Raw genomic sequence first — 13722 nt, 5'->3', positions numbered from 1 at the left:
CCTCCAGAGCCACGAGTCCTGATGCTGCGGTTCAACTTGAATTATTGGGTGACCGAGGCTCAGTCACTCAAAGTGCGTGCTGTTCGGGCTGCGAGCATTGCCGTGGTTGGGCATTTTGCCTCGCTGGCACTACGGCTGGCTGCAACGATCATACTCACGCGGCTGTTGTCTCCCGATGTATTTGGAATTTTGGCTATCGTCACGACAGTTCAGGTCGTCGTGGCACTCTTGACCGACATCGGCCTGCGGCCCGCGGTTGTGCGGAGCGCGAATGGCGACAAACCGGAATTTCAGGATACGGCCTGGACGCTGCAGGTGATCCGGGGAGGAGTGGTCTTCGGCGTGGCAGCTCTCCTTGCCGCCTTGGCCTTCATGGTTCAGCGGGCGGGGGTTGTGCCGGCGAATTCGACTTATGCGGAGTCGCAACTGCCTGCGCTAGTCCTCGTCAGCAGCTTCGCCAGCGTGATCCTCGGTTTTCAGTCGATCAACGCGATCGTCGCTGGTCGTGCCTTGAATCTCGGTCGACTCACGCTGATTGAGCTGGTCGCACAGCTTGGCAGTCTCCTGGTCGTGATCATTCTTGCCCTGATGACTCGATCGATCTGGGCCTACGTCATTGGCGGCCTTGCCGGAGCGGCATTCAACACGGCGCTGAGCTACGTCTGGCTGCCCGGCCGACAGGCGCGGTTCGGCTGGCATCAGGAAGCCGCTGCCGAGTTGAAGCGCTTCGGCAAATGGGTGTTCGTCTCATCTGCGGTTGGCGCTTTGGGACTAAATGGTGATCGCCTGCTGCTGGCTGCCTTGGTCAGTCCCACGGTCCTGGGCTATTTTTCGATTGCGAACAATATCGCCGGGATCCCCGACGGCGTGATCGGGCGGTTGCAGGGCGGAATTTCTCTGCCTGCGTTAAGCGAGATCTGGCGCGACCAGCCGCATCGGCTTCGCGAGATCTATTGGCGCATGCGCTGGATGATGGACCTCACGGGAATCGGCCTTGCCGGCTTCTTCTTTGCTGCTGGGCCGGCGATCATCCATCTGATGTATGACATACGTTATGCTTCTGCAGGCCACGTCCTGCAGCTATTGTCCTTCGGTTTGTTACTGTCGCGCTATGGGTTGGCGTCGAATGTGTATCTGGCCTTGGGGCGGCCCCAATACGTGACGCTGCTGACTGCGGTCAGGCTGGCCTCTCTGTTCGTGATCGTGCCGTCGCTCTACGTTCTGTGGGGAGTGGATGGGGCTCTCCTGGGCGTTGCCATTCAGATGCTGCCTGCCGCGCTCCTCACCTTTTACCTCAACCGCCAGTTCAAGCTGAATAGCTTTGCCTATGAAGCGCTGTTGCTGCTGGCTTGGCCGTTGGGCTGCTTGGCCGGCTGGCCCCTATCGCTCGCCTACGGTGGCTGACAGAGGGGCTGGAGCGAAAATGCTGATGTCAGTCAGCGTGCGGCTTCCGTCGAGAACAGCATAGTAGATTGTTTCGACCTGCGCGGCCTTGGCCTCCCAGGTCAGGTTTGTTTCGACGAAGGCGCGGCCGGAAGCCCCGAGTGGCGCAAGCAGAGTAGGAACGTCGACCCATCGGTTGATTGCCGATGTAAGGCCGCTCAAAAGGCTCTGTTCGTCGGTGAACGGGACACGAACGCCACGAGAGGAATCGATCAATTCCGCGGGCCCACCATAGTCGGCAACAATGGCGGGCAGGCCCATAGCGAGCGATTCGAGCACCACTCCGCCGCCGAATTCGCGAATGCTTGGCAGCGCCGTGAAGTCGCAGCGGCCAAGAATGTCATGGATGGCGTGATGCGGCACCCAGCCATGGAACGTCACGCGGGAGTCGATGCCGAGCTCTGCCGTCAACCGGCGCAAATCGGGCATCTGGGGGCCGTCGCCGACGATATGGAGATGAAGCCGACCGGCTCGCAACTGTGCGCGAGCGGCGCGTAACAGCAGATCTGCACCCTTGTAAGGGACCAGACGGCCGACGAAGGCCGCCTGAAGCGGCAACTGCGGGCGGCGTTGACCGAGCGGAAATTTCGCGAGGTCGACGCCGTTCTCCGGCAGATAAATACATCTGCTTTTGACCGCTGAGGGCATCTCATCCAGCGTGTGTCTCGATCCGCATAGGATGGCTGCGGCCGAGCGCCGGGTCGCGTGAAAGAACGGCATGAGGCGATAGAGAGCGCGTAGATCCGACAGCCAGTCGCGCTCGGCCATCTGTCGGTGTTTGAAATGTGGCGGCCACGGAATACCGCCATTCAGCGGCCCGATGATGAAGGGAATGCCGGCCCGAGCAAGGCGCGGAGCGATCAAGCTCTGGCTGGTGGGGCTGACCGGCGTCACGCGGTGGACGAGGGCAAATTCGCCCGCGAGCAGCCGGGTCTTGAAGCGAGACCACACCTGTTGCTCGAACGTATAATAGGCGAGGGATGCAAAGGCCGTCGACATCGTCCAACCCTTGCCGGAGCCGCCCTTCAATCGATCGGCCATGCGCCAGAACGAAGCTGCGTAGGCGTCATTGTCTATGACGGTGAAATCCTCTCCTTCCCTCAGTCCGGCACGAAGAAAAGCTGCGCGGTTGCGCACCTGGGTTACGATGTGGGTGTCGAGCCGGTCAGACAGGGCCTTGCACAAGCTCCAGCCGATCAGTGGCACACTCGTCCATTCAGGATTGGCCGTTTCGGCCAGCAGCAGCACCTTGCCGAGAGCAGTGGGTTTAATATTGGCGAATTCATTCATTCGCAGGTACTCTCAAGGGCTGAACGCGAACTTTCGATGGGGATAAACCCAGTAAAATGTACGAACCGAGGATTCAAACGGGCCGCCATGCGATCAAGAGTCTCAGGCAACGTTTTGACGCGCTGTATGACAGCTCGATCGTTGGAGCCGGCTTTTTCGAGAAAGACGAGTACTATGTCAACGATCGCGAGCGATATTGGCGATCGCTGAATGCGTTGTTGAAACTGCCGTTGCCCCGGCCGGCTCGGATCCTCGAGATCGGCGGAGGACAGATGGCGCTTCTTTGTAAGGCCTTGTTTGAAGATCGTTGTGTGGTCGGGGACGTATCAGACCGGTACGTCGAACCGATTCTGAAAGCTGGTTTGGAGTTCGTCGAGTTCAACCTGATGGACGAGCGGGCCCAGAGCTCCGACGATGAATATGATGCGATCGTTCTGCTGGAGGTGGTCGAGCATCTCCCTCTGCCTGCCTATGTGATCTTTGATCGTCTTAAGCGGCTACTCAAACCGAATGGCTTTCTCTTTCTGACGACGCCGAATCTGTTCAGGATGCGCAATCTGATCAGGATGGCTCTTGGCATAGAGTTCTTGGACCGCTTCATGTTGCCGCAGCCGGGGCAAGGGCTGGGGCACCAGATCGAATATTCGGCGGATCATTTGCGGTGGCAGCTTGATCGCGCAGGTTTCGACGTCGTCTTTCTTGAGCACGACGATTTGGGTCGGGTGGGCCATTCTCCGAAGGCTCGCCTCGCTCGTAGACTTTTGGCGCCCTTGAGCCTTCGTCCCATTTGGCGCGACGGATTGGTGGCTGCCGCGCAGCCCCTGAGGAGTTGAGGCGGAGTTCTACGCCGGAGACACGTCAGATACCGGCTTTGCCTTTCGTTTAAGCCCATCAACGATTATCAGGCCGAAACAATGTTCAACCGCTGAAATCGAAAAAAACGTGGCGTCGACGAAATCTGTCGTGGATGAATCGATTATTGCAGAGTTTGCATATTAAATATCCTCTTCGTTGCTTATAAAAATCATGACTAATCGATGCTTGTAATTTAGTGTGTAAAACTGCATGTTCCGTAGAAATCTGCACCTTTCTCCAGCGGTGGCGGCTGCGCCGTATGGTCGGCTGGTGCGGCGGGTGTTTCAAGGCCCCGGAACGGCGGAGTCGGCTGCGGTGGATCGTGAGGTCCTCTGCCCGGAAGAGATCGCCGCGACCCGGCCGCCGGTGTACCTCGCGGGTCAACTTGACCGCCTTACCGCGAGCACAGGCCACAACCCGCTGAGCGTCGAGATTGAGAGCATGCTCGCGGTGCGCTACACGCATGCGCCGACGATCGCATATCACCTGCGCGATGCCGTGCTTCACGACGGGTCGATCTATGCGAAGAATATGCGACACTTTATCGGCCGGCGTACAGGACGGGCGGGACAGGTTCGCCACATCCGCAAGGGGGCCCTGGCATCGAGCGCGGTCGGCTACACCTATTTCGGCCATTGGCTGCGGGACGATTGTTGCCAATATTTGCTCGCCGAGCAGGCGGGCCATCCGATCTGCGTGTTCAGACCATCGGCGTTCGAACATCTTCCGCCCTATGCGTCGTGTTTGCGGCAGGCGTGGACGCCGATGGAATATGCGGTTTTCGGCGAGCTGACGATCTATCAGGATTTCGCGCAGAACAGCCTGAAGCACCAGCGCTACAGGATACTGTCGCAGCGGCTGGCGGAGTCGTTCCCACCGCCTTTGAGGCGCGACAAGTTGATCTATCTTCGCCGTGGCAACACCGGAGCGGCCCGCGTCGTGAAGGATGAGCCAGAACTCATCAATGCTCTCCAGCGGAACGGATTCGAGATCGTCGACGTCGCTGGGCCGCTCAGCGAGATAATCCCTACGCTCCAGCGGGCCAAGCTGGTGATCTCGATGGAGGGCAGTCATGTCGCGCACTGTACCTTTACGCTCGATCCGGGATGCGGATTGGTGCTCCTGCAGCCGGCAGACCGGTTTACGGCGATCCACCGACATTGGACCGAATGCGTCGGCGTCGGTCTCGGCTTCGTCGTGGGCGAGGTAGACCGAGCGGCGTATGTCTTCCACCCCGAGGAGATCCTCAGAACGGCCGATCTGGTCCTGAGCGGCTTGGCATAGGTTCTGCGCAGCCCCGGATTGTTGAAAGCGCGCGTCAGTGGTTCTAGCTGTAAGCCGCCGGCGACGCCTAGGTCGCTAACTGTCGCGAGCCTCCAACAATATGGGTATCAACCGCTTCATCAGATCAGAGCGGTGCTTGAAGATGGCCTCGGTCGAGAATAGCGAGCCGTCGCGCGCAGCTGCCCTTGAACGCAAATGCAGGGTCGAGTCATCGAACAATGTCTCGACCGCGGCGGCCAGAGAGACGACGTCATCCGGCGAAATCAACAGTCCACCGTGATGTTCGGCAACGAGTTGGGACGCGTAATCCGAGCGATATCCGACCAGGGGAAGGCCGCATGCCAGGGCTTCGATCAGGCATCGAGGCGATTCCCGGGTCTTGTGACAGAACACGAAAGCGTCGGCGTTCTTGAGCGCACTCAGCAGGTCGTTATGGGAGATCGATCCCTCGAAGCGGATGACCGCATCGAGAGACCGTCTTTTGACCTCCGCTCGGGCAGCCTCCAGATCGGGGCCGCTGCCAAACCAGGTGGCGCGAAAATCTTGCCGTTTCTGCGCGAGCGTGGCGAAGACCGCGATCCAATCATGGATGCCTTTGTCTCGATGTGCGCGCCCGGCGTAAACGAAATGGCGTAATGATTGCCTCGCCAGCCGTGTGGAGAGTTCGGCTTCGGAGATATGAGCGTCCGTACCAAGGTGTACGTCGTCAACCAGCTGCGGGTTCGTCGAAAAGCGAGAGTAGGCGTTGTAGCAATCCATGCCGTGAAACAGGCCGAGGCCAGCTCGCCTGATGACGGACCGTTCCAGGAGCTGAGTTAGGATCGCATTCATCTGCCCATACAGGCGCCTCAGGCCGCTCTTTGATGAGGCCTGAAAACGGATGACGTCAGACTCCACCCGATCAGTCCAGACGGCGTAGGGGCGCTGCATGCGGCTTGCGAGCACACATGAAAAAGAGCCCCAGTCCCCCCAGAAACCGCCGATCGCAAAGTGCAGGTAATTCGATTCCGCAATCAGGGTCCGCAGCCGGGACATCGTCGGCAGGAGGGCGCGGGCGAACGTGCCGGGTGAATATGCATAGGGTAATGCATGGAAGCAAAATCGACCTTGCGTCGGCAGGGAATCGATTGGCAGGGTATCGGCTGGTGCCTCGCTTGCAACGATGGTGGGGCATGCCAGAGTGACGGTTTGGAAGTTGTCCAGCCACCTCAGCAGGCCATTGCACGCCTGATCATCGGTAAAGATCCTGCCGTGAACGTTGTACGCCCGTAGCGGCAGCACAAGGAGAATGCTTTCGTTTGCCATCATGTCGACGATGTCAGGAGGGGCAGATGCCAAGTGGAGATTAATGTGGGTAGGTTCGCCCGGTTCGATCAGGCCTCACTTGTATTCGATGATCTCCTGGCTGCTGCAGTTCAAACGGTTTACCCGAAATTTCATCTGCCCGATTGCCTCGGGAAAACGCGCCATCAGTTGAAACAGAGCGAGCTTGAAGCGCTCCTGCCACGGGCCTGAGCCGCGCAGGGTCTGCCGCAGCACTTGCAGCGGCAGAAGCAGCAGCAGCGCGAGGCCGATGGGGCCGATCGCGGCCAAGGTTGCCAGGACCGCCAGCGGCAGTCCGAGACCCCAGATCAGCGCGCGGCGGCTTTCCCACACCCAGAAGCGCTCCGGGGGCGCACCATGCAGATGGCTGCCCTCGGCGAAGGCATAGCCGCTGCGCAAGGTGCGGCGCCACCATTGCCCGAAGCGCAGCAGGTTGGCATCGTGCCGCGTCATCTCCTGTTCGATCCGCCAGATTGACCAACCGGCCGCCCGCAGCCTCACACACAGTTCGGGCTCTTCGCCGGCGATCATCGTGTCGCGATAGCCGCCGAGGGCGCGCAAGGCTTCGGTCCGTGCCATGATGTCGCCGCCGCAATAACGCACCTCGCCGGGCTGCCCGGACCATTCCTGGTCGCACAGCCAGTTGTACGGTGACCGTTCGGGGTGGCGCTCGCGGCGCCGGCCGAAAACGACCGCAGCTCTCGCGTGGCAAGCGAGGAATTCGATTGCCTGCGCCGGCCAGTCCGAGATCATCTCGCAATCGCCATCGACGAACTGCACATAGAGCAGATCAGGCGCCAGCTCCATCAGGCGGGCGAAGCCGGCGTTGCGCGCACGCGCCGCGGTGAAGCTCGCCGCGGTGTCGAGCTCCACCACCTCAATGCCGCGGCTCGTCGCCCATTCCATCGATCCATCGCTCGAGCCGGAGTCGACATAGACCGTCAGCGCCGCGTCCGACACCGACGAGAGGCAGCGCTTGAGCCGCTCACCCTCGTTGCGACCGATCGCGACCACGCCATAGGCGGGCGGCTTGCAGACGGCCGGCATCATGCTTCCTCGGCGCCGCGCGATCGCGGCTTGATGACGGCGGGAACGCCGACCGCAATGCAGTTCTCGGGGACGTCCTGCAAGACCACGGCGTTGGCGCCGATGATCGCGTTGTCGCCGATCGTGATCGGCCCGAGCAACTTGGCGCCCGCGCCAATGTCGACATTGTTGCCGATGACGGGGGCGGCGGGCTCATCGACGCGGCGCAGCCCCACGACGACGCCGTTGCGGATCCGACAATCGTCGCCGAACCGTGCGTAGCCGCTGATGATGATGCCGCCGAAATGATCGATCACGAAATTGCGGCCGACCACCGCCTCGCACGGCAGCTCGATGCCGGTCAGGATCTGAACCAGCTTGAACATGAACTTGTAAAGCAGCGAGCAGGGCTTGCGCAGCAGCGGAGATCGAATGCCGTAACGCCACCGGCCGAAGCGGTAGACGGCCATGACCCAAAGTCCCTGTGCGCCCCAGTTGCGCCCATGCGCGGCAAAATCAGCGCGGATGTTCTCAAACATGGATGATTGATTTCGCTGGTCCGGTTTGCTTCGGGTCAAATCGCTCATTTCGCATGGCGCTCCTGCAACGCGTGGCTCCGCGTCGTCAACGGATCAGTCCGACGGCCGTCTGGCCTGGCCCAACGTCGGTGATGACCACGGCATTGGCGCCGATCCGTGCATGGTTGCCGATGGTCAAGGCACCCAGAATCTTGGCTCCGGCGCCGATATCCACGTGGCCGCCGATAAGCGGCACGCCGGGGCCCTCGCGGCTGCCGATCGTCACCTGCTGGAAGATCAGGCAATTGACCCCGATCTCGGCTGCGGGATGGATGACGATGCCGTTCGGGTGGGGGATCAAAAGGCCGCCGCCGATCCTGCAGGTCAGCGGAATATCGGCGCCGGTGACGACGCTCCAGAAGCGATGGCGAAGGACGGCCAGCTTGCAGAGCAGTTTCGGCAACAGCCCACGCCGCGCGCGCCAGGCCTGGTAGTTGCGAATGGCCAGCAGCAGCTTTCGTCCCGGATCCCATAATTGCCGCGGCTGTTCGCGGCTCCAGTCCGCAATGTCCGCGCTGATCTCGGGTAACGTCCGATCCATCATATTGAAGGGCCAGGTGGCCGAATGGGGAATGCCGGTTGGCGGGTGCGCGGCGCGCCGCGACGATCCGAATAGCACATTTCTGCTCTCTGCCAGCCGGTCGGCCACGGTCATTGGGAGACGGGCGGCTGCCGGGAGTGGATATAGCGGGACAGGATGCCCTTGGGTGATGTGACTGGTTTGCCACGCTGCGCCGCAAATTAAATGGATTAAATCGAATTTACCGCCCTTGTATTCTGCGTTAAACTAAATTTAAAGGCGGGAGGCATCGGGCCGTTATCGTCGATATTGGTATAATTGTTTTAGTTCGAGGCGTTGTCGTGAAAACCTTGCGTTTCGGTCGTGGTGCTGGGTTAGCGACGGCGGCGCGAACGCAGCCTGCATTTCAGGACGAGGCGCAGTCGACCCCGGCGCAGGACGACAGGAACGATCATCTCTCGCGTAACGTCTACGGCCTGCTGGGAATCCCCATCGACGCGATCAGCTTTACCATCCTGCTGGGTGCCATCCAGGACGCTGCGGACCGTGGGGCGCCGTTTCTGATTTCGACGCCGAACGTGAATTTTCTGGTGAAGAGCCAGGAGAGTGCCGCCTTCCGGGAATCGCTCCTGTGCAGCCATCTCTGCCTCGCCGACGGCATGCCGCTGATCTGGATTGCGAGGCTGCTGGGGATTCCGCTGCCGGAGCGGATTGCAGGAGCCGACCTGTTCAGCCGACTGAAGTCGGCGGTCAGCAGTGAACGGCCGTTGCGGGTGTTTCTGGTGGGCGGCGCGGAGGGGGTCGCTGCGGAAGTCCGCGACAAGCTCAACGCGGAGCAGTGCGGCCTGCGTTGTGTCGGCGCGCTCAACCCGGGCTATGGCTCCATCGAGGAGATCAGCGCCCCGGCCGTGCTGGACCAGATCAACGAAAATCCCGCCGACCTGCTCGCGGTGTTCTTCGGCGCGGAAAAGGCGCAGGGCTGGCTGATGCACAACGCGCAACGGTTGCGTCCGCCGATCCGGGCCCAGTTCGGCGCGACCATCAATTTCGAGGCCGGACGAGTCAGGCGAGCGCCGCGATTCATGCGGCGTAATGGCCTTGAGTGGTTATGGCGGATCAAGGAGGAGCCTTATCTCTGGCGCCGCTACTTCAACGATGGCAGGGCGCTGCTCGGCCTCCTCGCCGGCTCGGTGCTGCCGTTGATGTTGGAAGCACTTCGTTCGCGCCGATCGCAGGACGCCTTGAGGATCTCCGTTGCGGAGAACGCCGATTCGGTCGTGGTGCGCCTCGCCGGCGACGCCACCGCCGCGCATGTCGATGGCGCGATCCTCCAGTTCCGGACGGCACTGGCCGCAGGAAAATCGATATCGATTGATCTGTCTGAGGCGCGCCGGATCGATGCTCGTTTCTTCGGACTTTTGCTGACGCTGCGGCAGGCCCTCTCCGAAGGTGGCAACCGACTCGACTTCACCGGGCTGAGGCGCGGGATGAGGCGGTTATTCAGGCTGAACAGGTTCGAGTTTCTTCTGTCGCAGACGGGTGTGGCAGTACCAGATCTTGAGTTCGAGGTATGCAGATGATGTTGCGTCGGCTTCCAATGAGTACGAGCAGGTGGCTTGCGACCGCGGCATCGATCGTTCTGTCGAGCCTGCTGCTATCCGGCTGTGGTTCGCCGGAGGAGAAGGCGCAGGCCTACTATCAAAGCGGCATGGCTTTGATCGAAAAGCAGGACGACCTCAATGCCCGCGTGGAACTGTTGAAGGCGGTCAAATACAAGAGCGACAAGGTCGAGGTCTGGCGTGCTTTGGCTGGGATCGACGAGCGCACCAAAGCCCAGTCGCTCTTTCTCGATCTCCGCCGTATCGTCGAGCTCGACCCGAACGATCTCGGCGCACGTCTGAAGCTGGTGCGGATTATGGTGTCCGGCGGAGCGGCCGAGGCTGCGCTCAAGGTCCTCGACGTCGCCACGGAAGGCGACAAGCCGAACAGCGAATTGCACGCCGTCAGAGCCATCGCGCTGTTGCGGAACAAGGACACGCAGGGCGCTGTGCGCGAGGCGCGCCGCGCGGTCGAGATCGATGCCTCCAATTCCGAGGCCTTGACCCTGCTGGCGGCCAAGGCATTGTCCGACGGCGATGCCGATGGCGCCCTGAAGTTGCTTGGGGCCGTCAAGGTGACGCCGGCGGACGAAGCGCGCGTCACCGTTCTACGAGCGCAGGCCTTCGAGAAAAAGGGAGACCTGAAACAAGTCGAAGGTCTCCTGAAGACGCTCGTGACACTCGATCCGGAGACCTATCAGGAGTCTTGGCTCCGCTTCCTGCTCAGCCAGCGTCGGTTCGACGATGCCGAGAAGGTGTTGCGGACGCGGGCCACGGCCCATCCGGGTGATAGCAAGTTTGAGCTCGAATTGGTGCGGTTCCTGGCGAGCGCACGCGGTCCCGATGCGGCTCGCAGCGAGCTGGAAAGCCGCATCAAGGCAGGCGGTGAGGTTTTCGACTACCAGCTTGCCCTGGCGGAGCTCAATTTTGCCCAAGGTAACGCTGCGGATGCGGTCCAGGCGCTGCAAGCGCTGGCCGCCAATGCCTCGCCCCCGGAGCGGAAGCTCTCAGCGCAGGTCAAGCTCGCGGAGATGTACGTCGCCAAGTCCAATCTGGCTGCCGCGGAGCCGCTGATCGCCGGTATCCTGGCCAAGGACCGGCGCAATTCGGGCGCCCTGCGCCTACGGGCCGGTATCGCCGTCAGCAGGGGACAGTTCGACAGTGCGGTCGCTGATCTGCGCGAAGCGCTCAACGATGAGCCGAAATCGGTCGACCTCCTGATGGCGCTGGCGCTCGCCTATGAGCGGGGGGACAAGAACGAACTTGCGGATCGGCAATATGCCGATGCGCTGCGGTCTTCCGAATTCAATCCGGAAGTGGTGCTTCGTTATGTCGCGTTCCTGCAGCGAAGGAAGGATCTTTCGCGTGCGGAGGACATCCTGGCCGAGGCCGCCGGGCGGACACCCGGCAATCTGCAGGTGCTGTCGTCATTGGCCCAGATCAGGCTGGCGCGCCAAAACTGGGCTGGTGCCATGGCGCTGGCCGAGACCATCGGCCACGTCAACGGCGGCAGCGTGTTGGCCGACGAAGTTCGCGCTTCTGCGCTCGCCGGCCAGAACAAGATCGAGGAAAGCGTTGCCGCGCTGGAACAAGCCCGGCGAGCGTCACCGGATGCGGTGGCTCCGCTGGTGGCGTTGGTTTCGGCCTACGCCAGGGCTAAGAACTTCGACAAGGCACTTGCCGTGTTGAGCGAAGCCCGGCAGAAAAACCCCGATAATGCGCAGCTGCTCGTGATGCTGGGGAAGGTCGAGCTCGCTCAGAACAAGGAACGAGATGCGATCAACCATTTCAAGGAGGCGATCGCCAGGCAGCCGAAGGACGCCGCCGGCTACACGGCTCTGTCCGACCTCTACGACTCCCAGAAGAAATACGACGCGGCCGAAGAGGTCATTCAGGCAGCGCTCAAACAGATGCCTGATAATCTCAACTTCCGTCTCGCTCTGGCTGGCGTGAAGCTGCTGAGGCCGGACTATGAAGCCGCCATCGCCCAATACGAAGCGATCTTGCGCGATCAGCCGACGTCCGTCGTTGCGACCAATAATCTGGTCAGCCTGTTGCTGGATTACCGCACGGACCAGCAGAGCCTTGATCGGGCCGTCACGCTGTCGCAGTCGCTGAAGGGGACCGCGCTGCCGTCTCTGAAGGATACGCTGGGATGGGCTCAATACCGCAGCGGAGATTACAAGAGCGCGATTGCAACGCTTGAGGATGTCGTCGCGGCAGTCCCCAATCTGGCTGTGGCGCGCTATCATCTCGGCATGAGCTACAAGGCAGCAGGGCAGGCCGACAAGGCCGCCGATCAGCTGAAGACCGCTCTGAACCTCGAGCCGGACGGGACCGAGCTGAAGGACCGCATCCGCACCGCGATCCAATAGGCCTGCCGCCGGCTGTTCGCCCATGGCGGCCGGTACTTCGCAAGGCCTGCTCGTGCCGTAGTCAGCGGGGCGGCCTCTTACACGGTCGAGCGATGGCCCGGGTTTTCCGCCCTGCCGGCGATCGCAACGAAGGCCGACCCCACTCCGTCGCGTCGAACTTGAGGATTGTCGCGTCGGCCGTCCAGGGACGACGGCCAAGCCTCGTGGGTTGCGTTTCGCCGTGGCCCTCGCGCGGGGGGGCACGTCATCCGGCGCTACGGCGGAAGCACCATATAGCTATGGGTTACCACCATCAGGATGGAGTGCGAGTCGGCGGCGCCCAAGCCGGTGACGGTGGGGAGGCCGGTGATCGGATCAAAGATCGTGGTCCCGGAACTCGAGAAGCGGTGCAGGTAGCGGTAGGATAGTTGGGCGTTCCATTCCCGTGTGAACTCGTGGGTGTAGCCGGCTGACGCCGAGGCGAAGTCGGTCGTCGTGGTTGACACCTGGCGATTGCCGCTGGCCGAGAGGGACAACGATGAATGCGAGTTGATCGTGTAGTTCAGCGTCGTCGTGAGCGAGTCGCGCTTGAAGAGACTGCCGACGATGCTCGGCGATATCGACTGGTCGGCCGCGACGATCAAGGTCGTGTCTCGGAACATCTTGTAGGTCAAGACCGCATTACCGATCCAGTCGGTGCTGGTGCTTCCGAAGGGAACGATCGGACCGGTCGCGGGCACACCGCCTTGGATGGACGTGACGGCAGGCCCGACGCTGCCGCGGAAAGAAAGCTGCGGCGATAGCGCGAGATCGGTCCCGATCTGGTTCCGATAGATCTGAATCCGCGTGTTGAACGCGTTGTCGAAGTTGAGAAATTCGGCCTCTGACGAGGCCGTCATGGCCGCGATCGGCGATAGATTGTGTCGCCAGAAGCCGGTCGCAAGGGTATCCGTAAAGGGGGTGCCGCCGGTCGCGGGCTCGTAGCTCGTCCGTGTCGAGAATGCCCTGAGACTGATCGAATCGAGTGCAGTCAAGGTTCGGTCGATCCCCCCGCCGAGTGTCAGGCGATCGAGAAAGCCGTTGACGTTGGTGGCGACGCCGAGATCCCTCAGGAGCGCAAGCGCGGTGCTCTGCTGCCGCCAGCTCGTTTCGACATATTCTCGATCGAACGCCGTCTTTTCCTTGAACTCATAGCGGGCGTTCACGCCGTAGTTGATGAACTCGGATGCCTGCAGGTTCGCCGCCGGTCCCCAGTTCTTGCGATAGGACCCGTCCACATCAAGATTGAATTTGGTGATGGGGGTCCGCGCTTCCGCTTGGGCCGACAGCAGTGAATAGGATCCGACGACACCTGCGGGCGGCGTGTTCAAGAAGAGATTGCTGTTGAGCTCGACGGTCTGGCTTTGGGACGTCATCAGCGACCAGTCCACAGCAAGGGCCGGTGATGCCGC

Annotated in this window: 11 protein-coding genes; 5 read left to right on the top strand and 6 right to left on the bottom strand. The window is 61.4% G+C overall.

What is annotated here, in order from left to right; genetic code table 11:
• Positions 1-21 precede the first annotated feature (21 nt).
• Positions 22-1404: an oligosaccharide flippase family protein gene (locus tag QX034_RS05050; RefSeq protein ID WP_315704756.1), complete on the top strand. Its 1383-nt coding sequence runs from the start codon at positions 22-24 to the stop codon at positions 1402-1404.
• Here the strand turns inward: QX034_RS05050 and QX034_RS05045 are convergent.
• Positions 1381-2733, bottom strand: coding sequence for a glycosyltransferase (locus QX034_RS05045; RefSeq protein ID WP_315704755.1), 1353 nt, complete (start codon positions 2731-2733; stop codon positions 1381-1383). The genes QX034_RS05050 and QX034_RS05045 overlap by 24 nt on opposite strands.
• A 56-nt stretch (positions 2734-2789) precedes the next feature.
• On the opposite strand from QX034_RS05045, the gene QX034_RS05040 reads away from it, so the two are divergent.
• Together QX034_RS05040 and QX034_RS05035 are read left to right on the top strand one after the other, a co-directional pair.
• Positions 2790-3566, top strand: coding sequence for a class I SAM-dependent methyltransferase (locus tag QX034_RS05040; RefSeq protein WP_315704754.1), 777 nt, complete (start codon positions 2790-2792; stop codon positions 3564-3566).
• A 265-nt stretch (positions 3567-3831) separates the two neighbouring features.
• Positions 3832-4872 (top strand): glycosyltransferase family 61 protein, encoded by a 1041-nt coding sequence (locus QX034_RS05035; protein ID WP_315704753.1) that lies wholly within the window; start codon positions 3832-3834, stop codon positions 4870-4872.
• Positions 4873-4947: 75 nt separating this feature from the next.
• Here the strand turns inward: QX034_RS05035 and QX034_RS05030 are convergent, their stop codons facing one another.
• The 4 genes from QX034_RS05030 to QX034_RS05015 form a co-directional block, all read right to left on the bottom strand.
• On the bottom strand, positions 4948-6180 hold the full coding sequence (locus tag QX034_RS05030) for a glycosyltransferase (RefSeq protein ID WP_315704752.1): 1233 nt from the start codon (positions 6178-6180) through the stop codon (positions 4948-4950).
• A 72-nt stretch (positions 6181-6252) separates the two neighbouring features.
• Positions 6253-7242 (bottom strand): glycosyltransferase family 2 protein, encoded by a 990-nt coding sequence (locus tag QX034_RS05025; RefSeq protein ID WP_315704751.1) that lies wholly within the window; start codon positions 7240-7242, stop codon positions 6253-6255.
• The gene (locus tag QX034_RS05020) at positions 7242-7760 is read right to left on the bottom strand and encodes a serine O-acetyltransferase (RefSeq protein WP_315704750.1); all 519 of its coding nucleotides are present in this window, start codon (positions 7758-7760) and stop codon (positions 7242-7244) included. The genes QX034_RS05025 and QX034_RS05020 overlap by 1 nt, the downstream gene beginning before the upstream one ends.
• A gap of 85 nt (positions 7761-7845) precedes the next feature.
• Positions 7846-8454, bottom strand: a complete 609-nt coding sequence (locus QX034_RS05015; RefSeq protein WP_315727670.1) for a serine acetyltransferase — start codon at positions 8452-8454, stop codon at positions 7846-7848.
• Positions 8455-8660: 206 nt separating this feature from the next.
• Here QX034_RS05015 and QX034_RS05010 point away from each other — a divergent pair, with 206 nt between their 5' ends.
• Positions 8661-9899, top strand: a complete 1239-nt coding sequence (locus QX034_RS05010) for a WecB/TagA/CpsF family glycosyltransferase (protein ID WP_315704748.1) — start codon at positions 8661-8663, stop codon at positions 9897-9899.
• Positions 9900-9916: 17 nt separating this feature from the next.
• Positions 9917-12292: a tetratricopeptide repeat protein gene (locus QX034_RS05005; RefSeq protein WP_316195037.1), complete on the top strand. Its 2376-nt coding sequence runs from the start codon at positions 9917-9919 to the stop codon at positions 12290-12292.
• Positions 12293-12546: 254 nt separating this feature from the next.
• On the opposite strand, the gene QX034_RS05000 is transcribed toward QX034_RS05005, so the two are convergent.
• A complete protein-coding gene (locus QX034_RS05000) occupies positions 12547-13686 on the bottom strand; it encodes a hypothetical protein (protein WP_315704746.1) in 1140 nt (379 codons plus the stop codon).
• Between the last annotated feature and the right edge of the window lie 36 nt (positions 13687-13722).

Origin of the sequence: Bradyrhizobium sp. SZCCHNR3119, from assembly GCF_032487775.1 — a bacterium.
GTDB lineage: Bacteria > Pseudomonadota > Alphaproteobacteria > Rhizobiales > Xanthobacteraceae > Bradyrhizobium.
The sequence above is the reverse complement of the archived record's forward strand: the minus strand, read 5'-3'. Positions and strand labels throughout refer to the sequence as shown.

What these genes read in the sequence shown, in the direction of transcription:
- QX034_RS05040 (WP_315704754.1), top strand. Translation starts at nt 2,790, where the DNA reads ATGTACGAACCGAGGATTCAAACGGGCCGCCATGCGATCAAGAGTCTC.
- QX034_RS05015 (WP_315727670.1), bottom strand. Translation starts at nt 8,454, where the DNA reads ATGACCGTGGCCGACCGGCTGGCAGAGAGCAGAAATGTGCTATTCGGA.
- QX034_RS05025 (WP_315704751.1), bottom strand. Translation starts at nt 7,242, where the DNA reads ATGCCGGCCGTCTGCAAGCCGCCCGCCTATGGCGTGGTCGCGATCGGT.
- QX034_RS05020 (WP_315704750.1), bottom strand. Translation starts at nt 7,760, where the DNA reads ATGTTTGAGAACATCCGCGCTGATTTTGCCGCGCATGGGCGCAACTGG.
- QX034_RS05030 (WP_315704752.1), bottom strand. Translation starts at nt 6,180, where the DNA reads ATGATGGCAAACGAAAGCATTCTCCTTGTGCTGCCGCTACGGGCGTAC.
- QX034_RS05045 (WP_315704755.1), bottom strand. Translation starts at nt 2,733, where the DNA reads ATGAATGAATTCGCCAATATTAAACCCACTGCTCTCGGCAAGGTGCTG.
- QX034_RS05000 (WP_315704746.1), bottom strand. Translation starts at nt 13,686, where the DNA reads ATGACGTCCCAAAGCCAGACCGTCGAGCTCAACAGCAATCTCTTCTTG.
- QX034_RS05005 (WP_316195037.1), top strand. Translation starts at nt 9,917, where the DNA reads ATGAGTACGAGCAGGTGGCTTGCGACCGCGGCATCGATCGTTCTGTCG.
- QX034_RS05050 (WP_315704756.1), top strand. Translation starts at nt 22, where the DNA reads ATGCTGCGGTTCAACTTGAATTATTGGGTGACCGAGGCTCAGTCACTC.